Source organism: Neobacillus sp. DY30 (genome assembly GCF_030123065.1).
In the GTDB taxonomy this organism is placed as follows: domain Bacteria; phylum Bacillota; class Bacilli; order Bacillales; family Cytobacillaceae; genus Neobacillus.
In genome coordinates, this window is the sequence record NZ_CP126093.1 from 4307686 (window position 1) to 4333601 (window position 25916).

Here is a 25916-nt window from a genome sequence, read left to right on the forward strand (position 1 = left end):
CCCCCTAGTTCTCACTCAGTTTCGCTTTAGTTTGTTGTGTTAAAAATTCACCTAATACTTTTAGCACCCCATCATTTTGCTCTGTAGAGCCAACGGTAATTCTTAAAGAAGAAGGAAATCCTAACGCTTTCCCTGATCTAACAATATAGCCTTTTTCCAATAAAAATTGGAACCCTTGATCAGCATCTGCATTGATATCAATTAAAACAAAATTAGTTTGAGAAGGATAATAGCTTAGATTGTGTCTTTCGCAGAAATCATAGAATTGAGTCAACCCTTGTCTATTTTTCTCCTTACAATCTTGAACAAATTCTTGGTCTTCAAGTGCAGCGATTGCAGCCACCTGTCCAAATGAATTAACATTAAAAGGTTCTCTTGCAGGTTCCAATGCTTGAATGATTGACCGGTTAGCAACACCATAGCCGACTCTTAGCGAGGCAAGACCATAAATTTTTGAAAAAGTTCGCAGCACGATTAAATTTGGATATTTTCTTGTTAGTTCTATGGAATCATAATAATCATCTGCAAATACATATTCATAGTAAGCTTCATCCAGCACGACTAACACATGGGGAGGAACTTTATCTAGGAATGGTATTAATTTACTTTCTGAGACATATGTACCCGTTGGATTATTAGGACTGCAAACCCAGACAACATTGGTATTCTGATCAATGGCAGCATACATCTGCTCTAAATCATGTTGGCCATCAAGTAATGGAATTTCCCTTATCTCTGCACCTTCAATCACAGCATTGTGTTTATATTGAGAAAAGGATGGAGTCGCCATTACGGTATTTGCCCCAGGGTGAAGCAGGGACCTTGAAATAATTTGAATAATATTATCCGATCCATTGCCAAATATTAGTTCATCCTGATTGACCTTTAAAAAGGAGGCAGTTGTTTCCCTTAACTTAGTCATATATCCATCTGGATAAATAGCAAATCCTGGTGGATTATTTTGTAGTGCAGATAAGACCTTATTTGAACATCCAAAAGGATTTTCATTTGAAGCTAGTTTAACAATCTCATCTAATTTATATTGTTTTTTAACTGACTCGATAGATTTTCCTGGCTGATATGGAGTCAGTGTTAATAATTGCTCTTTCCATCTCATTTATCTCCACTCCATCCTGAACTAATTTAATACTCCCGCCTATTTGGCCACACTATTGCCTAAGTCAGGTCTTAATACCGTTGCCCCTTCTAAATAAACATGGACAACTTCTTCCTGTGGTACAGCTGTATTTACATGCAACATAACTCGTACACACATTTGTAAAGAATTCGGTACTGATAATTCTCTCATACAAATAACCGGTACAAAGGTCCAGCCGGCAAACTTACGCATTGCCTTCGCAGGAAAAGCAGCATTTAGGTCATCAGTGGTTGAAATAAAAACCGAAGCAACCTGATCTGGAAGAATATTGTTCCCCTCAATTATTTGTCTCAAAAGCTGTTCTGTTGCTGATAAAATTGCTTCTTCTGAATTACAATCTACGGTGATTGCTCCCCTCACCCCTCGAATCATGAAAAGCCCCCCTCGTTATTAAAAATTCTTGAGCTTTGTTAATAAATATTCATCCGAAAGCTCTTGAAGTTTTGGTTTCCCTATTTGCTCTAATACTACAAATTTCACCGTTCCGCCGGCAGATTTCTTATCCTGCTTCATTTTTGCCAGCAATCGCTCACTAGATAAGTGACCTGGAATTTCTGTTTGATACCCCAGTCCTTGAACCCAAGTACTAAACTCTTCTGTATCAAAAGACAATCCTGAAACCTCTTTACTAATTTCCAAAGCAAATATCATACCAATCATTACGGCTTCACCATGGGTGAAATTACCATAGCCCATTTCTGATTCAATGGCGTGTCCTAGTGTATGACCAAAATTCAAGTACGCACGAATTCCCGTTTCTTTCTCATCCTTAGAAACAAATTCATTTTTAATTTGAATTCCTTTTGTAAGTGATTTAAATAATTGTTCAATGGTTAAGGAATCAAGATTATGGATTTCAGCTTTCAGCCAATGATAAAAGGTTGAATCATAAATAAGTGCATGTTTAATAACCTCTGCAAAACCTGAACGAATTTCTTGCCCTGGCAGCGTATTAAGTAATTCTAAATCATAAAAAACAGCTTCTGGCTGGTGAAAAGCCCCAATCATATTTTTTCCCTGAGGATGGTTAATAGCTACTTTCCCGCCAACCGCACTATCGTGAGCAAGGATGGTAGTTGGAATTTGTATAAATGGTATTCCTCTCATGAACGACGCTGCAACAAATCCTGATAAGTCACCTACTGCACCACCGCCTAAAGCGAGAATGACAGATTTTCTGTCGAGTTGGTTTTCTAATGCTATGGACAAGGCATTATAGTAAACATCAAACGTTTTTGCTTTTTCACCACTTGGGGCAGTATATATAACAGGATTCCATTCAGACAGAAGCGGCATGATATGATCGAGATGAATTTTTGCAACTGTTTCATCTGTAATAATTAATATTTTAGTCAGTTTTGAAAAATGATTACGTAAAAAAGGACCGATTTCATTTCTTACGCCTTCGCCAACAAACACATTATAGCTTTTGGAGCTTGTTTGAATTTGTATGGTCTCCATTAAAATTCCCTCGCGTATTCACGCTGACGATTAATTTCTGCAGTAAATGTATCAAAACGATCACTATAAAATTGCTCGATAAGCGCATTAGCAAGTTCCCATGCGACAACACTTTCCGCAACAACCGCTGCTGCAGGAACCGCACAGCTGTCCGACCGCTCTACACTTGCCGAAAATGGCTCTTTTGAATCGATATCCACACTCATAAGCGGCTTATATAGCGTTGGAATTGGCTTCATTACCCCACGAACAACTATCGGCATTCCCGTAGTCATACCTCCCTCAAAACCGCCTAGACGGTTCGTCTTTCGTGTATAGCCATTTTCTTGGTCCCAAACAATCTCGTCATGAACTTCACTTCCAGGCTTTCTTGCAGCTTCAAAGCCGATGCCAAACTCTACGCCTTTAAAGGCATTGATACTTACTATAGCCGCTGCAAGCTTTGCATCTAATTTTCTATCATATTGAACATAACTTCCTATCCCCGAAGGCATCCCAGCTGCAATGACTTCTACAACGCCTCCGATTGAATCACCATTCTTCTTTGCATTGTCGATCGCATTCATCATTTCCTGCTCTACATCAGGATCTGCACATCGTACAGGTGAAAGCTCAGTTCGTTCCTTTAACTCATCCATTGATAAATTGAGGTTAGTTTTTGCCTTAATACCCCCAATTTCGACTACATGTGACACAAGTGTAACACCAACTAAAGATAATAGCTTTTTAGCAACTGCACCAGCAGCTACTCTTACAGTAGTTTCTCGCGCAGATGATCGCTCTAGGACATTTCTCATGTCTCGATGACCGTATTTTATAGCCCCATTTAAATCTGCATGCCCGGGTCTTGGTCGAGTTATTTTACGTTTGACTTCATCCTCTTGTCCCTCTATTAATGGGTCTGCACCCATAATTTTAGTCCAATGCTTCCAGTCATTATTCTCCACTGCTAAGCAAATAGGAGATCCAAGTGTTTGACCATGACGAATTCCAGATGTGATTTGAACCGTATCCTTTTCTATTTGCATTCTTCTTCCGCGGCCATATCCTTGCTGCCGCCTTGCAAGCTCTGTGTTAATATCTTCCGCTAATAAAGGCATTCCTGCTGGTAGTCCTTCTATTATTGTCGTTAATTGTGGACCGTGTGATTCTCCAGCTGTTAAATATCTCATTCCCATTACACTTTCTCCCTTCAACTCATTAAAGGATTTTTATCAATATACCACAAACAGACCAATAAACCTAGTATAATTATCTGAAAATAGCATAAATTGATTGATGATTATTTATTTAATGATAATAACAGTTAATCAATTTGTACACTATTGTTTCTGAAATATTTTTTATTTTTCATATGAATACGCATACAAAAAAGGCACCTGTATAAGCTATACATGTGCCTTTTTCTATCTAAATTAGTAAATCCATTCGTTAACTAGTTTAGAGTACTCCACAACTCCTCCATCTTTAAAAAACAATCCAATTTCACGCTCTGCACTTGCAGGTGAATCTGAACCATGAATAACATTCTTTCCTACAGTCAAGCCAAAATCGCCGCGAATTGTACCAGGCGCTGCATCCTTAGGATTAGTTGAGCCCATCATTTGACGTGCAGTTGCAATAACATTTTCCCCTTGCCATACCATAGCAAAAACTGGCCCTGATGTAATGAAATCTACTAACTCACCAAAGAATGGACGTTCTTTGTGCTCACCATAGTGCTCTTCTGCTAATTCAGTCGGAATATTCATTAGTTTTGCGCCTACTAATTGGAAACCCTTTTTTTCAAAACGAGCAACGATCTCTCCGATTAAATTACGCTGTACACCATCAGGCTTCACCATTAAAAATGTTTTTTCCATGTATTCCACTCCTAATATAGTATGTATAATAATTGCCATAGTGGGACAATCCATGAAGATGTTACCATTTTTTCGAATATTTCGCAAGTCGAAAGCGCCTTCATATTATCAAAAACAATATAAAAAGAGAGAAAACAATTGTTTTACTCTCTTTCCACTAATATTTTCGACGCCCTATAAATTTTGCAATATCACGCAGTGTCTTTTTAGCCTTATTAGTCGGAAGCTCTTCTAGGACCGCTAGTGCCTTATCTAGGTACATATCACTTAATGCGATAGACTTTTCAATTGCACCTGACTCTTTAATAAGGGTAATAATCTTTTGAATTTGAACTGGCTCCATATCCAGCTGAACCTTTTCAATTTCGCAGCGAATTGTCTCATTTTCCATTGCATAAAGAGCAGGAGCTGTAATATTTCCCTGAAGCAAGTCACTTCCTGCAGGCTTTCCAAGCTCCTCTTCGGAAGAGGTAAAATCTAAAATGTCATCGGTAATTTGAAATGCCATTCCGACATAATAGCCAAATAGATACAGTTTCTTATGTACAGAAGCTTCTACATCAGCAGCAATAGCACCGAGCTGGCAGCTTGCTGAAATTAACAAAGCTGTCTTCCGCTTAATTCTTCTTAAATAATCTCTAAGATTTTGATCAAAGCGATATTTGTCCTTTATCTGCTGAATCTCACCAACGGAAACCTCAAAGATGGTATTAGCTAATATTTTATGAGCTAAAGGCTTATTCATATCACTCATGAGTTCAAGTGAAAGCGCAAAGATAAAATCGCCTGTATACATGGCTGTTTTATTGTCCCACTTTGCTTTAACCGTTGGCTGACCTCTTCGCAAATCTGCATCGTCAATTACATCATCATGAACAAGCGAAGCCATATGAATGAGTTCAAGGGCAACCGCAACGTTTTTCATCACATTAATATCGTAACGGCCAAACTTTCCTGCCAATAAAACAAAAACAGGCCGTATTCTTTTACCACCTGCCTGTAAGGTATGCAAAGAAGCTCGTTTCAAAAGAAGAGAATCCGCTTGGATTGCCTCTTCCAATGTTTTTTCGATCGTATTAATATCTGAATTCAAAAATGAATACATCATCTTTAATTTCATTTGTATTCACCAGCTTTTCGTCCTGTTTACAAATCTAAATAAAATTATCTCTTATTACCAATATGAACCGCTGCAGCCCCGCCGCTATATGGTTTATAAAATACATCTTTAAAGCCTGCGGTCTCAAACATTAGAGCTAATTCTTTCATACCTGGGAAGCTGCGTGCCGATTCATTTAACCAAGCATATTCCTGATAACTCTTAGCAAATAACTTACCGAACAACGGCATGATAAATTTGAAATAAAAATAATAGAGCTGTTTATAGCCAAATAATGTTGGCTGCGAGGTTTCAAGGCAAACGGCAATTCCTCCTGGCTTTAATACACGATTCATTTCTTTCAAAACCTGGAGGTAATCTGGTACATTTCTCAGCCCAAACCCTATCGTTACATAGTCAAAACTATTATCAGGGAAAGGCAGCTCCATAGCGTTGCCATGTATTAGATTAACCTGCTTTAGGCCCAGTTTTTTTACCTTTTCAATCCCTACATTAAGCATATTTTGACTAAAGTCCAATCCAGTAACTTCACCTGAAGGACCCACGGCTTCAGCTAGAGCAATCGTCCAGTCTCCTGTTCCACAACAAACATCCAGCGCTTTCGAACCTGGTTTGACATTCATCCGTCGCATGGTATCCTTACGCCATTTGATGTGCTGCTGAAAACTAATTACCGAGTTCATTTGATCGTAGTTATCAGATATTTTTTCAAAAACCTTATGAACTCGTTGTTCCTTAGATTGCTGCATATGCTTACCCTTCTTCCACTAAAGTTTTCGCAATGGTTTGATGTTCGTTAATGATCGAAGTAATTCTAGCTTCAAGCATATCATTTAAATATGGCAGCTGACTCATTCCTTTTAATAGGAACTGTTTTGAAGAATCAAGGTAACGATCACAAATTATTAGCAAATCTCTCTGTTGTTTGTCAGACAAATTTTTAACTGAGTGGCTTTGTTCTCCTATGGTTAATTCTTTCAAAGTTTCAAATACCAAGCTGCTTCCAGCTTCTATAAAAAGCCTTTTCTCATTTAGTAAACGCTTGAAAAAGAATAGTTTAGCAATAAACTCATTCCACAATTCGACTTTAAAACGCTCAGAAAATTTCACCAGTAAAGAGCTTTCAATTTTCTTTATGCTTGTCATTAGATTTTCAATTCCATTTAATTCTTTTTGATAAATGGTGATTTTATGTTCATTAATTTCTTTTACTCCCTTTGAGAGTTCTTTGATCATATTTATATCTTCAGCCTCTGCCAATAACTTATAATACAGGCCGCTATAATAATCCCCAGCAAGGACCGTTAATTGTCTATTTATCTCATCAACTGCAGCATTAGATATACGCTCATGGGTATCAAGGGCAATTTGAATAAGCATAGTTGTCATCGCATAATTTTTCATCTCATTGTAAGACAATTCGAGTCGATCCATAATGGACACGAGAAAAAGCAGTTTGTCTTCATCAATTACTGGCGTCTCAATATATTTTAGCAAGTAAGGATGAAATACTTTTTGCTCAACTTGCTCCTTAATGTCTGTAAACTTTTGTCGAATGTCTGGCAATTTAATCACCCTTGCTTCCCCGAAATTATATGTTTATGACGATCCTTTTGTTTAAACAAGGCAGTGACAATTATATCATAAAAGCTTTTGTATGGGCAGAAATTCACAAAATAAATACATCTCCGCCGTGAAGAAATATTAATCACTAAAAATCATACACAGTAAAAACATTAAAATTATTTTTTCATTTCACTTTCGATTTCACCAAAATGTGTCATTATTTTTGCATTTCCCCTAATTTTAATAGCTGAAGTATGCTCGGTGAACTGGGCAATTAATACCTCCCCTTTATCGAGCTTTTCGGAATGATGAAATTTTGTATCTGTTCCTCTTGTCAAACCAATTACATTAACGCCATCATCAATCGCTTTTATGACAACAAAGTCACTACTTTGTGAATGTCGTTTTTCCATAGTATCACCCCATTAATTCTTAATTAACGATAGTATTTCAGAACGAGCAATGGTATCATTTGCAAGATTACCTCGAACTGCTGTTGTGACAGTCTTTGACCCAGGTTTTTTCACCCCGCGCATTGTCATACACATATGTTCTGCTTCAACAACCACCATGACCCCATGGGGTGCTAATTTTTCCATCATACTATCAGCAATAGTAGAGGTAATTCGCTCTTGCAGCTGCGGTCTCTTTGCCACAGCTTCTACAGCCCTCGCCAATTTACTCAATCCTGTTACGCGGCCGTCTTTTGGAATATATGCTACATGTGCTTTTCCAAAAAAAGGAACAAGATGATGTTCGCACATAGAATAAAATGGGATATCCTTCACCAGAACTAATTCTTCATGGTCTTCACTAAATATCGTTTCGAAATGTTTCTTCGGGTCTTCATTCAGGCCGCTAAAGACCTCTTCATACATTTTTGCTACTCGTTTCGGCGTATCAAGAAGACCTTCTCTGCTTGGATCTTCACCAATTGCCGTTAGTATTAAACGCACAGCTTCCTCAATTTGGGTGCGATTCACTTCAGTCATGCATATTCCCCCTACTATGTATCAAACAAGTATATATGACAAATACATATTAGCACAACCACAATTATGTTCAAAGTTACATAGAAAAAAGGTCATGGAGTGTTACCATGACCTTTTTGCCGAAGCAATAAATTTATGTAATTATTTTACTGCATCTTTAAGCGCTTTACCTGGTTTGAAAGCAGGAACTTTGCTTGCACCAATTTCGATTTCCTCACCAGTTTGAGGGTTACGGCCTTTACGTGCTGCACGTTCGCGTACTTCAAAGTTACCAAAACCGATTAATTGGACTTTATCACCATTTTTCAAAGCATCTAGAATTGAATCAAAAACAGCATCAACTGCTTTCGTAGCGTCTTTTTTAGAAAGTTCGCTTGCTTCTGCAACTGCGTTAATTAGTTCTGTCTTGTTCATGCTATTCACCTCCTCCCAATAATGTAAGTAAAGAATCGTAAATAAGATTACCTATCTACATTTCTAAACACTTTTTCTAATTTCTATACGTCATAGTGCGGTTTTATTGGCAAAGTATTTAAAAATTTCATTTTTTGATATTTTAATCTACTTTTTAATAAAAAACCTTATTATATAAAGGTTTTCAAGCACTAAACGTGAATCTGTTAAAAGATTATCACAATCATTTACGCTTATCAAGAATATTTCATGAAATAATGGTAATCTTTTCTTCAATTCTACAAAATTCTCCTGTTTTTGACTAAACTAGATGTTGATTTTTGTAAAAAAAGAAAAAAGACTCCAACTCGGAGTCTCCAGGATTAAAGAATTATTGCAATTAAACCGCCTGAACCTTCGTTAATGATTCTCTCTAATGTTTCTTTTAGTTTATACCTCGCATTCTCCGGCATTAAAGAAAGTTTCGCTTGGATACCCTCCCTAACGATGGAGCTTAATGAGCGTCCAAAAATATCAGAATTCCAGATGGATAGCGGGTCATCCTCAAAGTCTTGCATTAAGTAGCGAACCAACTCTTCACTTTGCTTTTCTGTTCCGATTATAGGAGCGAACTCAGATTCAACATCGACCTTTATCATATGAATTGATGGAGCTACTGCCCGCAGCCTTACTCCGAACCTTGCACCTTGGCGGATAATTTCCGGTTCTTCCAGGCTCATATCAGATAGTGACGGTGAGGCTATACCATAACCCGTCTGTTTCACCATTCTTAAAGCATCTGAAATATGATCATATTCCGCTTTTGCATGAGCAAAATCCTGCATTAGTTCAAGGAGATGGTCTTTACCCCTAATCTCTACCCCAACGATTTCCTTTAGAATATCATCATAAAGTTCATCTGGAGCAAATAAGTCGATCTCTGCCACACCTTGCCCCATTTCAATACCGGCCAATCCCGCCTTCTCAATGTAGTCAAAGTCACTAAACTGCTGTACGACCCGGTCAACATCTCTTAATCTCTTGATATCTTTAACCGTTTCCTTAACTGCTTCTTGATAGCTTTCACGCAGCCAGTGATTCTCCCTCAAGACCATTACCCAGCTAGGGAGATTAACATTAACCTCAAGCACCGGAAACTCGTAAAGGGCCTCTCTAAGGACGTTAAGTACATCACTGTCACGCATGCTTTCAACACTCATTGCCAGCACAGGAATGTCATACTTTTCCGCTAAGCTGGATCTGAGTGTTTCCGTGCTTGGGTGATATGGCTGAGCACTATTAACAACCATTATAAATGGTTTGCCCACTTCCTTAAGCTCATTTATCACTCTTTCCTCAGCTTCGATATAATTACTTCTAGGTATTTCGCCAATCGTGCCGTCGGTAGTCACTACTACACCAATTGTAGAATGCTCTTGAATGACTTTCCGAGTTCCAATTTCTGCAGCTTCATGGAATGGAATCGGCTCTTCGTACCAAGGAGTGGTGATCATCCTAGGACCATTTTCATCTTCATACCCTTTCGCACCTGGAACAGTATAGCCAACACAATCAACCAGTCTTATATTAACATTAAGACCTTCGTCAACATGGACACTGGCAGCTTGATTCGGAACGAATTTAGGCTCAGTTGTCATAATCGTTTTCCCTGCAGCACTTTGAGGGAGCTCATCCACCGTTCTAGATCTTTCTGCTTCGTTTTCTATATTCGGTAAAACCACTAGCTCCATAAATTTCTTAATAAATGTGGATTTTCCTGTTCTTACAGCACCTACTACTCCTAAATAAATATCACCGCCGGTTCTTTCGGCAATATCTTTGAAAATATCAACCTTTTCCAAGTGATCCCCTCCCGATCATAGAGTAAAGTGGGATAATATTATCCATCAAGATATTTTTGGACAATATATATTTATGACGTTGTCCTACATTGTTATGACAGTTTTTAAAAATTTTTTTACCCCCTTACTATTTGTTTCTAAAATATGCTAGTATCTGTTGTGTCTGAACAGTTGATTGAATGAGGGTCTATGGTAAAGTAACACGGGAGAGACTCCTAAACCGTATTTCTTTAACCTAATTGGTATATGGCATTGTTGTGCCCAAAAAAAAACCCTTCTCCTACAATATATTTCGAAGGAGAAGGGTTATGACTATTTGATTTTCTTATTGCTTTAAAAAAACTGGTTCATTGGTCTCAGGATCCACTGTATATGGCAGTGAATAGGCGGGAACAAACATGGAATCTTCTACAAGTATATTACGGATATCCTCACCCGGAATTACCTTCTCGTCCTTTTTTTTCAGTACCTGAAATAAATCCTGACGGTAATCAACGTAAACTTCCGCATTAGTCGTTACTACAAACGGCAGATTTTGATTAGAGTAAGGACTAATTGCGTATGGCTCCTGCTTATACCCTAATTTATCAAAATCAATTGTATAAACATTATCAGCCAATTTTTCTTTATATGGCGGGTAACCATTAGATTTTATTCTAATATTAATATCACGAATCGTATCAGCCATTCTCAGGTCTAATAGTTTTACAGCAGGCTTGGTTTCTACATCTACCAGGACATATTGAAAGATACCGCCGCTTTCAAATGCATTCCCTGGGGGCTCTGCGATATATTTTGGTGCAATTTTCTTAAATTCTATTGGGTATTTTTGATAGATTGGAGTCACAGCATCTCGTGTTTTTATCGGCAAGATTCCGCCATTATCCTCCTTAAAAGAATCGACCGCCTGCTGAACCGCTGCGATTTGATCTGTATATGGTACTTGATTCTCCGCTAACCTCTCAGAAGGATACATACATCCAGATAAAAACAAAGAAGTTAGAATGAGCAATGTGACAACAGACTTCCAATTCATACAATCACCTATTTTTTCTGTTTTATGTAAATAGTACAATAACTAATGTAATTCCCGAAATGATTAAAAAAATGTAAGCTAGGACCGCAGTAAAAAACTTTAAGACTCCAGTTAATTTATAACGGCTCAAATAAATTGTAATAATAGCAAGGAACATAAGTCCCATTCCTGCAATTGAAATCCACATTTTCAACATACCTGGTGACATCAGGACACCCCCTTATTCCGAAAGCTATTATAACATAGCAGGAGCATTTCATAAAAAATTTTTATTTATAACATAAAAAAACTGAAGTAAAGAGGGGCGAGTTCCTTACTTCAGTCTTAGTGACTAAATAACCCAATCATTTAGGTTCATACTTCACGTGTGCTTCGCTTGCATTGTATGCAACTACGCGGAGAAACGCACTCCATAAATGCCTATTTTTCAATGAAAAATGCACATTTTTTAATCTTCAAGGTTTCTCTCTTCAAGAATATTTACTAAATCTTCCATTTCATGAGTTTTTCCACGTGCCATCAATACATCAACTGCATCTTTAGCATTTTTCCCATTAAATAAAACATCGTAAAGTGCAAATGTAATTGGCATGCTGACATCATACTTCTTGGCAAGCTGGTAGGCTGCCTTCGTTGTCCTAACTCCTTCAACAACCATTCCCATATTGTCAAGTACTTCATCAAGGTTTTTCCCTTTACCAAGAAGATTTCCCGCTCTCCAGTTCCTTGAATGAACGCTTGTACAAGTTACAATTAAGTCCCCGATACCAGTTAAACCGGAAAAAGTGAGAGGATTTGCTCCCATTTTTGTTCCTAGACGGGCTATCTCAGCTAAACCTCTTGTTATTAAAGCAGCTTTAGCATTATCACCATACCCAAGCCCGTCCGTTATACCGGCAGCCAAAGCAATGATATTCTTTAATGCTCCTCCTATTTCAACCCCTATTACATCAGGATTGGTATAAACTCGAAAGTTATGATTAATAAACAAATCCTGTATTTCTTCAGCTGCAACCATATTTTCCGACGAAACCGTTACAGTTGTCGGGTGTCTCAAGCTGACTTCCTCAGCATGGCTTGGACCAGAAAGGACTACCACGGCTTTTAATAGCTCATTCGGCATTTCCTCTTTTATCAGTTCGGATATTCTTAAAAGGGAATCTGGTTCAATCCCTTTACTAACATGCGCAATCGTCAATGGTGAGTTTTGAACCGTGCGCAGTTTCCCAAGTACTTCTCGAATGGCTTTGGTCGGTACCGCTAGTATCACGGTTGTGACACCAGCTAAAGCATCACTTAATGAAGCATACCCGACAATTAATTCAGGCAGATCGATTTCTGGCAGGTATTTCTTATTTGTATGGAACTGATTGATTTCTTGAACTTGTGATTCATTATGACTCCACAATCGGACTTCATGTTCATTGTCTGCAAGGACCATTGCAAGTGCAGTCCCCCAGCTACCAGCGCCGATAACTGCTACTGCTTCTTTTTTTTCCTGCATTTAGCTCACTCCCACCGTAAAATTATTTTCTTTCTCTTGCATAAATTTTTATCGGGGTTCCCTCAAATCCAAATGCTTCCCGGATTCGATTTTCTAAGAAGCGCTCATAAGAAAAATGCAGTAATTCCGGTTCGTTTACAAAGACCACAAAGGTTGGCGGCTTTACCGCTACTTGTGTTGTATAATAAATCTTTAATCGACGGCCTTTGTCCGTAGGTGTTGGGTTCATAGCTACCGCATCCATGATTATATCATTAAGTACACTTGTTTCTACGCGCATTGCATGGTTTTCACTGGCCGTATTGATCATTGGCAGGAGAGTATGAATACGTTTCTTCGTTTTTGCAGATAAAAAAACAATCGGAGCATAACTTAGAAAGAGAAAATGCTCTCTAATTTTTTGTTCAAGTTCCTTCATCGTTTTTTCATCTTTTTCAACAGCATCCCACTTGTTGACGACAATCACAATTGCCCTGCCTGCTTCATGTGCATATCCAGCAATCTTCTTATCCTGTTCGATGATTCCTTCTTCAGCATTAATAACCACTAATACAACATCAGAACGTTCTATTGCCCTTAGGGCACGGAGTACACTATATTTTTCTGTACTCTCATACACTTTTCCTTTTTTTCTCATCCCTGCAGTATCAATAATCACATACTTTTCTCCATTGTATGTATAAGGAGAATCTACGGCGTCTCTTGTTGTTCCGGCAATGTCACTTACAATGACACGCTCTTCTCCCAAAATTGCATTCACTAATGACGACTTACCGACATTAGGGCGGCCAATTAAAGAGAATTTAATAACATCTGCATCATAATCCTGTCCTTTATTCTTAGGAAAATGTTTAGCTGCCTCATCTAGCAAGTCGCCCAACCCCAAACCATGTGAGCCTGACACAGGTATTGGTTCACCAAAACCTAAAGAATAAAAATCATAGATTTGTTCACGCATTTCAGGATTATCAATTTTATTAACAGCTAAAACGATTGGCTTTTTTGATTTATAAAGAATCTTCGCAACTTCTTCATCTGCGGCCGTTACCCCTTCCCTGCCATTTGTTAAGAAAATGATAACATCTGCCTCATCAATAGCGACTTCTGCCTGCTGACGAATTTGCTCGAGAAAAGGTTCATCGCCAATATCAATTCCACCTGTATCAATTACATTAAAATCATGTGTCAACCATTCCCCTGAGCTATAAATTCGATCACGTGTCACTCCTGGGATATCTTCAACGATGGAAATTCTCTCTCCTACAATTCTGTTGAAAATAGTTGATTTTCCAACATTTGGCCGACCCACTATGGCTATAACAGGTTTTACCATTATAATCCATCCTTTCATTCATATGATTACGATTTATTTTGTTATTTTTTATCGTTAAAGCAGAGAAACTCAATTTATATAATTAAGCAATTGCGTACTAATGATAAAGAAACCCTTCTTTTGAAGAGAAGGGTCTAACCATATTATTTTAGCAATGTTATTCCTTTACCGCAACCAGAAAAGCGGAAGTCGCCCGTTTATCGGCGACAAGCAAAAAGACGAGCCGACATGAAGGTTGCTTTTTAACCTTCTTGGCGGATTGGCTTTTGACCTCGAGCCGATGACGACTGCAGCTAGACAATTCTCTAATTTAAAATGAGTTTTAAGAAGATTTTTGTTTCCCTTTCTCCAAAAAATGAAAATGATTTTGAAAGAATGGTCCTGCATTTTCTAGTATGCTCCAGCTTACCAAAAGTATTGTAATTAACGAAATAACATCTAGGTATGCCATAGTCCCAATCGGATAAGAGAATTCAAATTTACTCAGGTAAACGGCATAAAGAATTTCTCCATGCATGCTGCCACTTATAATCATTAACAATCTTTCTTTTAGAGAAGTTTGTAAAAAGATTGCTAAGCAGCAAAAACATACTCCCATCATCCATTCCTTTTGGAATATCACCCAGACCGGATCATAAATGACAAATAGGTTAAAGGCCACGTATGCTATCATTACAATAAACGAACAAATAAAGGCATAGAGCAATGAACCCAGCTTTTTCTTACTAAGAATAATATAAGATAGTAGCAGCATATATAATCCACTAAGATAAAACTCGAAGCTCATAAACTTTACATGTACATTTGAAAGGATAATTAAAATTAAAATAACTGCCGCTAATTTAGTACGATATGGATTTTGCTTATTCATAAAAAAGGTTATGTATACCCAAAACACCCAAAGTATCCAATAAGACATAGAACCTTCCATTTTTACACACCTCCTATTATTTCCATTATCGGTATTCTCTATGTAGTTTCATACTTCCCTGAATAATCTTTCGTCAACAAATTCATGTTAATAGTAGGAGGTGTGGAGGAATGGGAAAGGACCGACAAGAAAAAAAGGTTAAAGCAAGTGGCAGAGCTGGAATAGACCGTGATCAGGCGTTGCATTATCCCGGTTCAACGAAGCTTCAAAGCCCTGAAGAGGCACGCAAATTAAACGATAATCAGTATAGCTGACAAAAATAAGCTCCCGCTGGCGGCGGGAGCTTATTTTATAGTACGCTGGCTGTATATTTTTGTATCAATTCCCCGTTGATTTAACCAATGGTACATTTGACCAGATATCATCAAAGGTGCTCTTTGAAGTTCTTGAATAGATTTAGCCCCTAAAGCGGTCATGATGATGGTTAACTCTTGATGAAGGGACGTGATTTCTTCGAATAGTGCGTCTATTCCTTCTTCAACGAGGATTTTTAGAAAAAAGCCTGCAAAACCAATTGCACTAGCTCCTAACGCTATTCCCTTTGCAATTTCTTCACTAGAGGTAACTCCACCAGACCCAATGATGGACATCGATTTTGAGGCTTGTGAGGCTTCAGTAATAGAGATTGCAGTAGGAATTCCCCATTGATTAAAGAAATCATGTGATTTTTTACTTCGCTTGTTTTCTATCTCCGCAAAATTTGTTCCCCCGAAACCACCGATGTCCACAATTGATACACCTGCTGACAAAAGGGATTCAACGGTTTCTTTACACATTCCAAAGCCAACTTCCTTCACTATGACGGGAACGTTTACTTCTTTTACAATGGCTTCTATTCTTTTTAGAGCGCCAGAAAATTCGCGGTCTCCTTCAGGCATAGTGAGTTCTTGGATGACATTTAAATGGATTTGTATGGCATTTGCGGCAATCATTTCAATCGCAGCTTTGGCTTGAGCAGGAGTTGCTTCACTGCCTAAGTTAGCAATCAACACTCCAGATGGGTTTTCTTTCCGTACTACTTCGTATGTATATCTCTCAGATTGATTTTTCAATGCTGACATTTGGGATCCGACTGCCATGGCAAGCCCTGCTTCTCTTGCTACAATTGCCAGCTGCTTGTTAAGTGTATACGTTTTTTCGCCTCCGCCACCTGTCATAGCATTGATAAAAATTGGCGAACTTAAAGAAAGTCCGCCAATTTTTTGATGAAAGGTGACATCTGAAACATTAATGTTCGGTAAACTTTGATGAATAAATTGGACATCATCGAATGCCGTTGATTGCTTTTGCCCAGTTTCTAGAGCATAGCGAATATGATCCCATTTGCGTTGTGATCTAGACACTTTATATCACCATTATTTTCCTAGATTCTTTAATTTATCGCCTATCATTTCTCCCAGCTGAAATCCTTTTGATTCCTCTGGCAGTTCGTAATCAAAGTTTTCTTCCACTTCTTTTTCAAGAAGATCTTTGATACTTAGTGAAAGTCGCTGTTCTTGTTCGTTCGCATCTAGTACCTTCACTTGAACCTCTTGCCCTTCTTTCAGTACCTCGTGTGGTGTGCCAATATGCTTATGGGCAATTTGCGAGATGTGAACCAGACCTTCGACGCCAGGGAAAACTTCAACAAATGCACCATATGAGACCAATCTTTTAACTGTTCCTGTTAACGTGCTGCCCTTAGGTGCTTTTTCAGCTATTTCAGACCATGGTCCAGGCTGTGTTTCTTTAATAGATAAAGAAATTCTTTCATTATCGCGATCAACACTAAGAACCTTAACTTTTACCTTTTGACCTTCTTGTACTACATCTGAAGGTTTATCAATATGTTGATACGACAATTGAGAAATATGAACAAGGCCATCGATACCGCCAATATCAACGAATGCACCAAAATCTGTAATTCTTTGAACACTTCCATCAATAACAGAACCTGGAGTAATACTGCTAAGAAGATTTTTCTTTTGTTTACCCTTTTCTTCTTCTACTACTGCACGGTGTGATAGAATCAGACGATTTTTTTCTTTATCAAGTTCAACGATCTTAAAAGTTAAATTTTTACCTTTATAATCTGAAAAATCTTCAACAAAGTGAGCTTCTACTAGTGATGCAGGTACAAAGCCTCGTACGCCAAGGTCAACGACAAGACCGCCCTTTACTACATCCTTTACTTCCGTTTCAAACACTTCTCCGTTATTGAAACGATTTTCTAAGTCTATCCAAGCCTTTTCCGCATCTACTTTTCTTTTTGATAGAACAAGGGCATCCTCTTCTACTTTCAATACCTCAAGTTCTAATTCATCGCCTTCTGAAACAACATCAGAGGCTTTTTCAACATGAAGACTGGAAAGCTCACTAATTGGAATAATACCATCATGTTTACTATCCTGAATGTTCACAATAACTTGCTTTTCTTCTACTTTGGTAACTTGTCCAGTGACTTTATCACCAATGGTATAATTTTTCACTTCAACTTGGTTCATTTCTTCCGACATATGTATTCCTCCTTAGTCCACTTACTGCTAATAAATTATATAATATCAAAATGATAAACGAGTGAATATTCTAATAAAATCTCTTTTTATTAACTTCTTACAAATAGAGGATTTTGTCAAGCAGAACCTACCGGTGCTCCATAATAAGTTTATGAATTTCTGCCATTATTAATTCTGTTACCTGTTCTGCAGAGGCCTTTGAAGCCCTCATTTCCTCCATTGGAATTGGCTTACCATAAACAACCTTTAACTTTTTTAAACTTTTATATGGACCAATTATGGCACAGGGTACCACATCCGCATCAGTTCTAAGAGCAAAAAAACCCGCTCCCGATAGCCCTTTTCCGATTTCACCTGTTTTACTTCTAGTCCCTTCAGGAAAAAGCCCAAAAACATTTCCGTCTTTTAATACCTTTAATCCTGCTCTTAAGGATTCCCTATCTCCCTTTCCTCTTTTTACTGGGAAAGCGTTACATTTTCTCACGATATTCCCTAATACAGGCACGTTGAATAATTCTTCCTTTGCCATAAAATGGACAGGTCTAGGAGCCGTGATACCAACGACTAAAGGGTCAAAATTATGAATATGATTTGTACAAAGCAACACTCCGCCGTCTTTAGGGAAATCCTCAATTCCAATGACTTCAATTCGATACCACGGTTTAAAAACACCAGCAACAACTGATCTTGCAAACGAATAAAACGTCACACTTATCCAACCCTTTCATGCACGAGAGCCATTATTTTTTCTACTACTTCTGGAATCGTCAAGGATGTTGTGTCAATTTCAAATGCATCGTCTGCTTTTCTTAATGGTGCAAATTCTCGTTCAGAATCTATTTTATCACGACGGGCGATTTCTGCCTTTAATTGTTCCAAGTCTGAAGGATAGCCTTTTTGGAGATTTTCCGTATGGCGTCTAACAGCTCTTTCTTCTACACTTGCAAGTAAGAAAACCTTTACTTCCGCATTTGGAAGCACATGTGTCCCAATGTCCCTGCCATCCATCACAACCCCTCCATTTACGGCAAAGGATTGCTGCATTCTCACCATTTCTTCACGAACCCTCTGATGCTTGGCTACTATCGATACCGAATTTGTTACTTCCGATGAACGTATGTTTTCCGTTACTTCTTCTTGATCAAGAAACACCAATTGACCTTTTGGTGAAGGGAAAAGTTCTAATTTTGTTGATAACAGAGTGTCTAAAAGTGAGTTTTGATCTTCTAAGTTAAGATTATTAACTAGTGCTTTATATGTTAAGGCACGATACATTGCACCTGTATCTATATAAATGTAGGATAGTTTTTCTGCCACCACTTTTGCTACTGTGCTCTTACCGGCTGCGGCAGGTCCGTCAATTGCGATTGATAATTTCTTTTTCATAGATCCTCCTAAGTTTACTCATGTTCGTCTGATGCACTCTCTTTTATTTTACCATAAGAAAGCTGAATGCCTCTTTTTTTTAACATTTTTCTATTTGATTTTCTTATATACTTTTCCCACTTTGAGAACAAAAAAAAAGCAGGAATCCTGCTTTTTAATCACTAAAGGTTTGTAGTATTTCGGTAAATGTATTTTCATTTACACCTTCATATTTTGTTAACTGTTCTAATTGCGGAAAAATATCTAGTTGATGTAAGAATAGCTGAGCGAAAAAAAGAAAGATAAATTGGATTATAATTACCTTTATTAATATTCTCTCTATAATCTTCATACCATCACTCCAAATTCCAATTACTACTATTATTGGAGTGATGGTATAATTTTATTCCAACACCTTATATAACTTCATCGTATACTTCTTCGGCATTTTTTAGTTTTTCTACTTCCTCTTCGACTCCGTCTGCTGCATTAATGAAGATTCTATAGGTATCGTCACCTATGGTTCCTAAGAATTCATAGCATAATACTTCTTTGTTTAAGTCGTTAACAATCACGGCTTGTCTCTCTTCCATTACTTTTAAGTTAGGATTTATTTTTGCTCGAGCTTGTTCACTGGTTAGCACGGGTTTTACAATTTCTCTTTCATCATTTAATGATTTCAAATATTCCTCTGCAGAAAAACCAATGATGTGGCCATTATCGAGTGCCACTTCTACTTTGATAGCTTCAGGATAAATTCTTATATTGTTTTCTTTCCTTACGAAATTAAATACACCCGTATTATCATATTGAGTACTTTCGAACAACTCGAGGTTTTTATACCCGTTCTCCTTTAGAAATGCTGCAGCTCTTAAATTCGCATCGTTTAAACTAATTTTCTGCTTGGCAACATCTCTATGATTAATAAACCATATAGGATACCCTGCTTTTTTGGTAATATCCATACTTCCTTCTTGACCTGTTTTCTTATTTCTTATCGAGATACTATAAAAACCATAGTCAGACCCTTTTCCATTCTCTGTCACTTTAACTTCCGCATTCCCGTCAAATTTCATATATTTTTTCGCAATGCTGATGGCTTCTTTTTCTGAAATTGTTTTCCCCTTAATTTTTTTAAAGTTGTCATCCTTCTTTTGCAAGTTTGTAAAACTCGGGCCAAAGTCACTTTCATCATAGCCTGATACGGTTTTTTCAACTGTTTTAAATCCATCAATAATCGTATTGTCAGTTTGCTCTTTTCCTGAAGCTAACGCAAGTTCTACATCCATCCAGCGTAGATTGTTTTCCAGAACCATATGCTGTACTTTACGCAGTTCATTTTGAATATCACCTGATTGCTTGTATAAAACCTTTAAGGTTTCATACTCGTCTTCTGATAATGGATCTTTATCTAAATCTCTTACCGCTGTTTGATAACTAAACTTTCCAATTTTAGCTAAAAACTCTTCCGTTTTATTGAATGGAAGCAATGTCAGCGGCAGCTGACCTACATCACTATGTGCTTCAGAGGTTAGTCTCCAAACTTCAACTAGTGAAGGGGATAAAGAGTGCCTAGAATTCATCGCCAGAGTGGTACCAATCTTATCGTGAAGCAAATCCATTTGATAAGTAAGATCATGAAAGGCACGTTGATAATTATTTTCAGCATTTAACAATACCGCATTTTTCTCACGATGTTCTTGATATCCCCAGTAGGCTGTTCCCGCCACACCCACTGCTAAAACACCAATAATTATTCCTCTTATCATCCTTTTCACCCCTCTATTCGCAGAATATATGTTTCCCAATTCTTTTAATTTGCGGCCTTGACCAAATCCACTTGCTAGTAGCTGTTACTGGATTAAAATAATAAAGAGCTTCGCCAGTAGGATCAATACCATTAATTGCGTCTAAAACTGCTTTTTTAGCTGTTTCATTCGGAGTAAGCCAAATTTGCCCATCAGCGACAGCAGTAAAAGCACCTGGTTCGAATATAACTCCTGATACTGTGTTAGGAAACGAAGCGCTATTTACTCTGTTAAGGATAACAGCCGCCACCGCCACTTGACCTGTATATGGTTCACCCCTTGCTTCTCCATAAACAGCATTAGCCATCAATTGGATATCATTACTTGAAAATCCACCTGGCGTATTAGCCGCAGTTGGTTTAGTTGGTGCAGCTTTTGGAGCCGGAGCAGCAGGTTTTGGACTGCCTGTTTTGGCAGGTGCTTTAGCAGCAGGCGCTTTTGGAGCAGGGGCACTCTGCTTTTTTTGATCTACTCCACCGTAATGTGTAAACTTATTTCCTTTGTTGATTTGTTCGTTTACAAACTGTTTATTATATTTACTAGCCTTGACCAATTTTGCCTTTGTTTCCGTTCCTGCTAGACCATCGATAGGTAACCCAAACTCATATTGAAAATTCCTTAATGCCCAGTAGGTGCTCCAACCGAACACTCCATCAATCTTCTTATTGTAGAATCCCAAATACTGAAGTCTAGATTGTAGTTCAATGACATCATCTCCAACCGCACCTTGCTGAATAACCTGATTAGAAAATGCAAATGCCCTGTTTTTTTCTAGAAATGTAAATGGCATTATACAAATGGAGATTAAAACTAGAATTGTCAATTTAACGATTTTCTTCTTCATGGTAAAGTAACCCCCAGTTGTAAATCTTTTTAGATGTAAGCCTATTTTTTGTCTTTATGGCAAATTTATTCAAAAAAAATCCCCTTCATTTAAGAATGAAAGGAATTTTGAGTTGAATATTGTTTTTTCTTATGGTTAGTCGTTAATATTCTCGCAATCTTAACCTTCCTTAAACCAAACCACCAAAGGAAGATCATAAAAGGTAAAATCATATATAACCAGTTTTTTTGTGAGATTAAAATATAATCATAAAATCCATGTAGAACAAATGGAAAAAACAAGGAGGCTATTACCCAATTTGCCTTTTTGCCTTCCGTGAATTTTGCTTTGCCAATATAAAATCCCATTATTACTCCAAATAGAGCATGGCTGGAGACAGGTAGGAGCGCCCTTGCCATTGCATGTTCGATTCCATTGGCAATTAAATAAAAAATATTTTCTACGGTAGCAAAGCCTAGTGATACCGCCACTCCATATACAATTCCATCAAATGGTTCATCCAACTCAACATGCTGGTAAATTGCATAGAAAAGGATAAACCATTTGAAAAATTCTTCGAGCAGGCTGGAGGAAATGAATGCTTCTATAAATTCAGATTTAATAATATTCTCCGTATGAAATACATGCTGAATAAACATAATTGGAAACACCAGCAGAGCACCAAACATGAATGTTCTAAAAACTACAGAAATAGGCTCTGACTCATATTCATCCTTTAGATAAAAGTAACTTAACAAGGCCAGTCCGGGGGCAATGCCGGCTGATAAGATTCCCAGCATGGTTAATCCTCATTTCAAATCAATTCGTTACTTTTATCCTAACACGATATTGTCATTAATTAAATGATTATATCGATTATAAATTGCCCTTTAAAAATGGATTTTTTCCAGCCCGCTTGCAAGTGCTACGGCTAACTTTATTCTAGCCTTTTTGGAATCATTATCACTTCCAAGGATGACGCCTTTATTATAAAGGTCATATGCACTGCCTTTATAGTCATATGTCGTGTACACTGAACCTTCTTCTGCGCTCGTTGTGATAACTAAAACAATTCCTTCTTGAAGTGATCTTTCTATCTCCTCCATCATTTGAGGTGCTACTTGACCGCGTCCAACACCTTCAAGAATAATTCCTTTTACCCCTGATTCTCTCGCAGCTTTTATAAATTTACCATCAGCCCCAATATAACATTTTATGATATCTACTTGAGGTACCGGTGATTTGATTGCAAAGTATTCACGCTTAATTGGCTTTTGAAAGATTTGAACAACATCATTATCGATAATACCCAAGTACCCAAACCCAAATACGTTAAATCCCTGAATGTTAGAAGCATGCTCTTTCTTTACATACCTTGCAGCAAAAATTCGTTCATTAAAAACCACGACTGCACCTGCATTTAGCAAGTCCTCTGAACATGCGGAGTAAATAGCATGTCTCAGATTAATGTAGACATCACTTCCTAAGTCTTCTGGGGACCGCTGTGATCCTGTAATTACCACAGGGCGCGGGTCCTTAATCGTTAAATCGAGAAAATAGGCAGTTTCTTCAAGAGTATCTGTGCCATGAGTTACGACCACTCCGGAAACTGTATCATCTTCATAATATTTTTCAATTTTACTCTTTAAGAGGACTAGGTCATCAAATGTAATATGTATGCTTGCCTTTTGAAATACAGATTCGATTATCACTTCGATATCATTAGGCAGGTTACACATCGATGCGAGTTCTTCACCGGTTAACTCCCCCGAAGCTAATTTCCCTGATTCCTTATTCGTTTTACTGGCAATCGTTCCTCCAGTGGTTAACAATACAACTTTTTTCATTTTTATCACCCTTTAATTACTTTTCCTTGTATTGATTGTGCAATAAGCCCGCCATGAAACCTGCCATTTTCAATAAAAATTTCGTTTGCATTATTTCCTGCTGCGATGACACCTGCAATGAATGCTCCCTCAACATTCGTTTCCATTGTCTCAGGGTTAAAAAATGGTCTTCCTGTTTCCTCATCTATTTGTATCCCCATCTTTTTTAAGAATGAGTGATCTGGTTGATAACCCGTCATCGCAAATACAAAGTCGTTGTAAATAGACTTTTCTTTTCCATCTTTTTTATACCTAACCTCATCTTCCGTTATTTCCATAACATGTGCTTCAAATTCCATTTTAATTATTCCATTTCGTACTAATGCTTCAAATTCCGGGAGGATCCACGGTTTAATACTCGGTGAATATTCTTTTCCTCGGTATAAAACTGTTACTCTAGCACCCGCTTTTACAAGTTCAAGAGCTGCATCTACACTGGAGTTTTTTCCTCCTATAACGCATACATCCTTATCAAAATAAGGATGTGCTTCTTTAAAATAATGAGATACCTTCGGCAGCTCTTCCCCAGGGACATTCATGTAGTTTGGATGGTCAAAGTAACCTGTAGCAATCACCACATACGACGCTTGATAGTTTTGTTTTTCCGTAACTACATGAAAACCTTCTTCTTCCTTCATAACTTTTAATACTTGTTCAAAAGAGTTGACACGCAGATGTTTCCGCTTTACTACATCCCGATAGTAGACGAGAGCTTGATTTCTCTTTGGTTTATAGCTTTCAGTAATGAATGGTACATCGCCGATTTCTAATTTTTCACTTGTACTAAAAAATGTTTGATGGGTTGGGTAATGGTAGATAGCATTTACAATATTCCCTTTTTCAATTATTAGGGGGTTGAGCCCAATTTCTTTAAAGGCAATCGATGCTGCCAAGCCACATGGTCCACCACCAACGATAATAATATCTTCTGTTTGCAAATTGATCACCTCACTTTATTATTCCATAAAAAAACTCCTACCGTCATATGATAGGAGTTTTTCGAATTTGTTTCAATAGTAATGTTTTTAAATCCAGCCTCTGAATCGGCTTGCTTCTGCCATTTTGCGAACACCGACCATGTAAGCCGCAAGGCGCATATCTACACGTCTAGTTTGTGCTGTTTCATAAATATTGTTAAATGATTTTACCATTACTTTTTCGAGTTTTTCTTCTACTTCTTCTTCAGACCAGTAATAACCTTGGTTATTCTGAACCCATTCGAAATAGGAAACAGTAACGCCGCCGGCAGACGCAAGTACATCCGGAACCAACAACACACCACGTTCTGTCAGTATTTCGGTTGCCTCTAGTGTGGTTGGTCCATTTGCAGCCTCGACAACAATTCCCGCCCGAATATTATGAGCATTATCAGCTGTGATTTGATTTTCTATCGCAGCAGGTACGAGAATGTCGCACTCAAGTTCTAGCAATTCCTTATTCGAGATTGTATTATTAAATAATTTTGTAACGGTACCAAAACTATCACGACGGTCTAAGAGATAATCAATATCAAGTCCTTCCGGATCATATAAGGCCCCATAAGCATCGGAAATACCAACAACCTTAGCTCCTGCGTCATGCATGAATTTCGATAAATAGCTACCCGCATTACCAAAACCTTGAATAACAACCCTGGCACCCTCAATTTGGATTCCTTTTCTTTTCGCTGCTTCACGAATACAAATGGTTACACCTTTAGCCGTAGCAGATTCACGCCCATGAGAGCCTCCTAACACAAGCGGTTTACCAGTAATAAATCCTGGAGAATTAAATTCATCAATCCGGCTATATTCATCCATCATCCATGCCATAATTTGCGAATTTGTAAAAACATCCGGCGCAGGAATATCTTTCGTAGGACCAACAATTTGACTAATTGCTCGTACATATCCACGGCTTAGTCTTTCTAATTCTCTAAATGACATATCACGCGGATCACAAATAATCCCGCCTTTTCCACCGCCATATGGAAGGTCAACAATTCCACACTTTAAGCTCATCCAAATAGAAAGGGCTTTTACTTCTGTCTCGGTTACATTTGGATGAAACCTAATCCCACCCTTTGTCGGGCCGACTGCGTCATTGTGCTGCGCACGGTAGCCAGTAAATATTTTTACTGAGCCGTCATCCATTCTTATTGGAATTTTTACTGTCATCATACGTAAGGGCTCTTTTAAGAGCTCATATACTTCTTCAGGATAACCTAACTTTTCAAGAGCTTTATGTATAACCGTCTGTGTTGAAGTTAGTACATTATCTTCTTCCTCTTGACTAGTATTTTCATTCCTTTTTTCGGCTGCCATCCTGTAAACCTCCTAGA

29 protein-coding genes are annotated in these 25916 nt (G+C 37.9%); 1 reads left to right on the forward strand and 28 read right to left on the reverse strand.

The genetic code is table 11. The features are described from left to right. Positions 1–4 precede the first annotated feature (4 nt). The 17 genes from hisC to QNH29_RS21290 form a co-directional block, all read right to left on the reverse strand. Entirely contained in the window at positions 5–1117 is a 1113-nt protein-coding gene (gene hisC / locus QNH29_RS21210; RefSeq protein WP_283861298.1) for a histidinol-phosphate transaminase, read from the reverse strand. 39 nt (positions 1118–1156) lie between these two features. Further along, entirely contained in the window at positions 1157–1531 is a 375-nt protein-coding gene (gene aroH, locus QNH29_RS21215) for a chorismate mutase (RefSeq protein WP_283861299.1), read from the reverse strand. 18 nt (positions 1532–1549) lie between these two features. Next, positions 1550–2620, reverse strand: coding sequence for a 3-dehydroquinate synthase (aroB, locus tag QNH29_RS21220; protein ID WP_283861300.1), 1071 nt, complete (start codon positions 2618–2620; stop codon positions 1550–1552). Beyond that, positions 2620–3792 carry a chorismate synthase gene (gene aroC / locus QNH29_RS21225; RefSeq protein WP_283865705.1) on the reverse strand — a complete coding sequence of 391 codons (1173 nt, stop codon included), beginning with the start codon at positions 3790–3792 and terminating at the stop codon, positions 2620–2622. Before aroC ends, aroB begins: the two co-directional genes overlap by 1 nt. Before the next feature lie 243 nt (positions 3793–4035). After that, positions 4036–4482, reverse strand: coding sequence for a nucleoside-diphosphate kinase (ndk, locus tag QNH29_RS21230; RefSeq protein WP_283861301.1), 447 nt, complete (start codon positions 4480–4482; stop codon positions 4036–4038). Positions 4483–4639: 157 nt separating this feature from the next. Beyond that, positions 4640–5602: a heptaprenyl diphosphate synthase component II gene (gene hepT, locus QNH29_RS21235; protein WP_283861302.1), complete on the reverse strand. Its 963-nt coding sequence runs from the start codon at positions 5600–5602 to the stop codon at positions 4640–4642. Between the two features lie 44 nt (positions 5603–5646). Next, positions 5647–6351, reverse strand: a complete 705-nt coding sequence (locus QNH29_RS21240) for a demethylmenaquinone methyltransferase (protein WP_283861303.1) — start codon at positions 6349–6351, stop codon at positions 5647–5649. Positions 6352–6355: 4 nt separating this feature from the next. Further along, positions 6356–7177 carry a heptaprenyl diphosphate synthase component 1 gene (locus tag QNH29_RS21245; RefSeq protein ID WP_283861304.1) on the reverse strand — a complete coding sequence of 274 codons (822 nt, stop codon included), beginning with the start codon at positions 7175–7177 and terminating at the stop codon, positions 6356–6358. A gap of 167 nt (positions 7178–7344) precedes the next feature. Next, positions 7345–7581, reverse strand: coding sequence for a trp RNA-binding attenuation protein MtrB (gene mtrB / locus QNH29_RS21250; protein ID WP_283861305.1), 237 nt, complete (start codon positions 7579–7581; stop codon positions 7345–7347). A gap of 12 nt (positions 7582–7593) precedes the next feature. After that, the gene (gene folE, locus QNH29_RS21255; RefSeq protein ID WP_283861306.1) at positions 7594–8160 is read right to left on the reverse strand and encodes a GTP cyclohydrolase I FolE; all 567 of its coding nucleotides are present in this window, start codon (positions 8158–8160) and stop codon (positions 7594–7596) included. 141 nt (positions 8161–8301) lie between these two features. After that, the gene (gene hbs, locus QNH29_RS21260; RefSeq protein ID WP_034676225.1) at positions 8302–8574 is read right to left on the reverse strand and encodes a non-specific DNA-binding protein Hbs; all 273 of its coding nucleotides are present in this window, start codon (positions 8572–8574) and stop codon (positions 8302–8304) included. A 362-nt stretch (positions 8575–8936) separates the two neighbouring features. After that, a complete protein-coding gene (spoIVA, locus tag QNH29_RS21265) occupies positions 8937–10415 on the reverse strand; it encodes a stage IV sporulation protein A (RefSeq protein ID WP_283861307.1) in 1479 nt (492 codons plus the stop codon). Between the two features lie 325 nt (positions 10416–10740). Further along, positions 10741–11451 (reverse strand): YphF family lipoprotein, encoded by a 711-nt coding sequence (locus QNH29_RS21270; protein ID WP_283861308.1) that lies wholly within the window; start codon positions 11449–11451, stop codon positions 10741–10743. A 22-nt stretch (positions 11452–11473) separates the two neighbouring features. Then, positions 11474–11659: a DUF2768 domain-containing protein gene (locus QNH29_RS21275; protein WP_283861309.1), complete on the reverse strand. Its 186-nt coding sequence runs from the start codon at positions 11657–11659 to the stop codon at positions 11474–11476. A 240-nt stretch (positions 11660–11899) separates the two neighbouring features. After that, a complete protein-coding gene (locus tag QNH29_RS21280; protein WP_283861310.1) occupies positions 11900–12955 on the reverse strand; it encodes an NAD(P)H-dependent glycerol-3-phosphate dehydrogenase in 1056 nt (351 codons plus the stop codon). Between the two features lie 22 nt (positions 12956–12977). After that, positions 12978–14288, reverse strand: a complete 1311-nt coding sequence (der, locus tag QNH29_RS21285; RefSeq protein ID WP_283861311.1) for a ribosome biogenesis GTPase Der — start codon at positions 14286–14288, stop codon at positions 12978–12980. A 322-nt stretch (positions 14289–14610) separates the two neighbouring features. Next, the gene (locus QNH29_RS21290) at positions 14611–15219 is read right to left on the reverse strand and encodes a YphA family membrane protein (RefSeq protein WP_283861312.1); all 609 of its coding nucleotides are present in this window, start codon (positions 15217–15219) and stop codon (positions 14611–14613) included. Positions 15220–15329: 110 nt separating this feature from the next. Here QNH29_RS21290 and QNH29_RS21295 point away from each other — a divergent pair, with 110 nt between their 5' ends. Further along, positions 15330–15473: a YpzI family protein gene (locus QNH29_RS21295; RefSeq protein ID WP_283861313.1), complete on the forward strand. Its 144-nt coding sequence runs from the start codon at positions 15330–15332 to the stop codon at positions 15471–15473. 30 nt (positions 15474–15503) lie between these two features. Here the strand turns inward: QNH29_RS21295 and fni are convergent, their stop codons facing one another. From fni to QNH29_RS21350, 11 genes are all read right to left on the reverse strand, one after another. Continuing rightward, entirely contained in the window at positions 15504–16562 is a 1059-nt protein-coding gene (gene fni / locus QNH29_RS21300; protein ID WP_283861314.1) for a type 2 isopentenyl-diphosphate Delta-isomerase, read from the reverse strand. Positions 16563–16574: 12 nt separating this feature from the next. Further along, positions 16575–17714 (reverse strand): 30S ribosomal protein S1, encoded by a 1140-nt coding sequence (gene rpsA, locus QNH29_RS21305; protein ID WP_283861315.1) that lies wholly within the window; start codon positions 17712–17714, stop codon positions 16575–16577. A 127-nt stretch (positions 17715–17841) separates the two neighbouring features. Further along, positions 17842–18423, reverse strand: coding sequence for a lysophospholipid acyltransferase family protein (locus QNH29_RS21310; RefSeq protein WP_283861316.1), 582 nt, complete (start codon positions 18421–18423; stop codon positions 17842–17844). Positions 18424–18425: 2 nt separating this feature from the next. After that, the gene (gene cmk / locus QNH29_RS21315; protein WP_283861317.1) at positions 18426–19100 is read right to left on the reverse strand and encodes a (d)CMP kinase; all 675 of its coding nucleotides are present in this window, start codon (positions 19098–19100) and stop codon (positions 18426–18428) included. Between the two features lie 154 nt (positions 19101–19254). Next, complete coding sequence (locus QNH29_RS21320; protein ID WP_283861318.1) at positions 19255–19431, reverse strand: YpfB family protein; 177 nt, start codon at positions 19429–19431, stop codon at positions 19255–19257. A 64-nt stretch (positions 19432–19495) separates the two neighbouring features. Further along, a complete protein-coding gene (gene ypeB, locus QNH29_RS21325; protein WP_283861319.1) occupies positions 19496–20848 on the reverse strand; it encodes a germination protein YpeB in 1353 nt (450 codons plus the stop codon). Positions 20849–20861: 13 nt separating this feature from the next. Next, a complete protein-coding gene (gene sleB / locus QNH29_RS21330) occupies positions 20862–21731 on the reverse strand; it encodes a spore cortex-lytic enzyme (protein ID WP_283861320.1) in 870 nt (289 codons plus the stop codon). Positions 21732–21820: 89 nt separating this feature from the next. Next, positions 21821–22510, reverse strand: a complete 690-nt coding sequence (gene prsW, locus QNH29_RS21335; protein WP_283861321.1) for a glutamic-type intramembrane protease PrsW — start codon at positions 22508–22510, stop codon at positions 21821–21823. A 90-nt stretch (positions 22511–22600) separates the two neighbouring features. Beyond that, positions 22601–23557 carry an asparaginase gene (locus tag QNH29_RS21340; RefSeq protein WP_283861322.1) on the reverse strand — a complete coding sequence of 319 codons (957 nt, stop codon included), beginning with the start codon at positions 23555–23557 and terminating at the stop codon, positions 22601–22603. Positions 23558–23562: 5 nt separating this feature from the next. Then, on the reverse strand, positions 23563–24534 hold the full coding sequence (locus QNH29_RS21345; protein ID WP_283861323.1) for a YpdA family putative bacillithiol disulfide reductase: 972 nt from the start codon (positions 24532–24534) through the stop codon (positions 23563–23565). Positions 24535–24621: 87 nt separating this feature from the next. Further along, positions 24622–25899, reverse strand: coding sequence for a Glu/Leu/Phe/Val family dehydrogenase (locus tag QNH29_RS21350; RefSeq protein WP_283861324.1), 1278 nt, complete (start codon positions 25897–25899; stop codon positions 24622–24624). Positions 25900–25916 lie beyond the last annotated feature (17 nt).

What these genes read in the sequence shown, in the direction of transcription:
- hisC (WP_283861298.1), bottom strand. Translation starts at nt 1,117, where the DNA reads ATGAGATGGAAAGAGCAATTATTAACACTGACTCCATATCAGCCAGGA.
- aroH (WP_283861299.1), bottom strand. Translation starts at nt 1,531, where the DNA reads ATGATTCGAGGGGTGAGGGGAGCAATCACCGTAGATTGTAATTCAGAA.
- aroB (WP_283861300.1), bottom strand. Translation starts at nt 2,620, where the DNA reads ATGGAGACCATACAAATTCAAACAAGCTCCAAAAGCTATAATGTGTTT.
- aroC (WP_283865705.1), bottom strand. Translation starts at nt 3,792, where the DNA reads ATGAGATATTTAACAGCTGGAGAATCACACGGTCCACAATTAACGACA.
- ndk (WP_283861301.1), bottom strand. Translation starts at nt 4,482, where the DNA reads ATGGAAAAAACATTTTTAATGGTGAAGCCTGATGGTGTACAGCGTAAT.
- hepT (WP_283861302.1), bottom strand. Translation starts at nt 5,602, where the DNA reads ATGAAATTAAAGATGATGTATTCATTTTTGAATTCAGATATTAATACG.
- QNH29_RS21240 (WP_283861303.1), bottom strand. Translation starts at nt 6,351, where the DNA reads ATGCAGCAATCTAAGGAACAACGAGTTCATAAGGTTTTTGAAAAAATA.
- mtrB (WP_283861305.1), bottom strand. Translation starts at nt 7,581, where the DNA reads ATGGAAAAACGACATTCACAAAGTAGTGACTTTGTTGTCATAAAAGCG.
- folE (WP_283861306.1), bottom strand. Translation starts at nt 8,160, where the DNA reads ATGACTGAAGTGAATCGCACCCAAATTGAGGAAGCTGTGCGTTTAATA.
- hbs (WP_034676225.1), bottom strand. Translation starts at nt 8,574, where the DNA reads ATGAACAAGACAGAACTAATTAACGCAGTTGCAGAAGCAAGCGAACTT.
- QNH29_RS21270 (WP_283861308.1), bottom strand. Translation starts at nt 11,451, where the DNA reads ATGAATTGGAAGTCTGTTGTCACATTGCTCATTCTAACTTCTTTGTTT.
- QNH29_RS21275 (WP_283861309.1), bottom strand. Translation starts at nt 11,659, where the DNA reads ATGTCACCAGGTATGTTGAAAATGTGGATTTCAATTGCAGGAATGGGA.
- QNH29_RS21280 (WP_283861310.1), bottom strand. Translation starts at nt 12,955, where the DNA reads ATGCAGGAAAAAAAAGAAGCAGTAGCAGTTATCGGCGCTGGTAGCTGG.
- der (WP_283861311.1), bottom strand. Translation starts at nt 14,288, where the DNA reads ATGGTAAAACCTGTTATAGCCATAGTGGGTCGGCCAAATGTTGGAAAA.
- QNH29_RS21290 (WP_283861312.1), bottom strand. Translation starts at nt 15,219, where the DNA reads ATGGAAGGTTCTATGTCTTATTGGATACTTTGGGTGTTTTGGGTATAC.
- QNH29_RS21295 (WP_283861313.1), top strand. Translation starts at nt 15,330, where the DNA reads ATGGGAAAGGACCGACAAGAAAAAAAGGTTAAAGCAAGTGGCAGAGCT.
- rpsA (WP_283861315.1), bottom strand. Translation starts at nt 17,714, where the DNA reads ATGTCGGAAGAAATGAACCAAGTTGAAGTGAAAAATTATACCATTGGT.
- cmk (WP_283861317.1), bottom strand. Translation starts at nt 19,100, where the DNA reads ATGAAAAAGAAATTATCAATCGCAATTGACGGACCTGCCGCAGCCGGT.
- QNH29_RS21320 (WP_283861318.1), bottom strand. Translation starts at nt 19,431, where the DNA reads ATGAAGATTATAGAGAGAATATTAATAAAGGTAATTATAATCCAATTT.
- ypeB (WP_283861319.1), bottom strand. Translation starts at nt 20,848, where the DNA reads ATGATAAGAGGAATAATTATTGGTGTTTTAGCAGTGGGTGTGGCGGGA.
- sleB (WP_283861320.1), bottom strand. Translation starts at nt 21,731, where the DNA reads ATGAAGAAGAAAATCGTTAAATTGACAATTCTAGTTTTAATCTCCATT.
- prsW (WP_283861321.1), bottom strand. Translation starts at nt 22,510, where the DNA reads ATGCTGGGAATCTTATCAGCCGGCATTGCCCCCGGACTGGCCTTGTTA.
- QNH29_RS21340 (WP_283861322.1), bottom strand. Translation starts at nt 23,557, where the DNA reads ATGAAAAAAGTTGTATTGTTAACCACTGGAGGAACGATTGCCAGTAAA.
- QNH29_RS21350 (WP_283861324.1), bottom strand. Translation starts at nt 25,899, where the DNA reads ATGGCAGCCGAAAAAAGGAATGAAAATACTAGTCAAGAGGAAGAAGAT.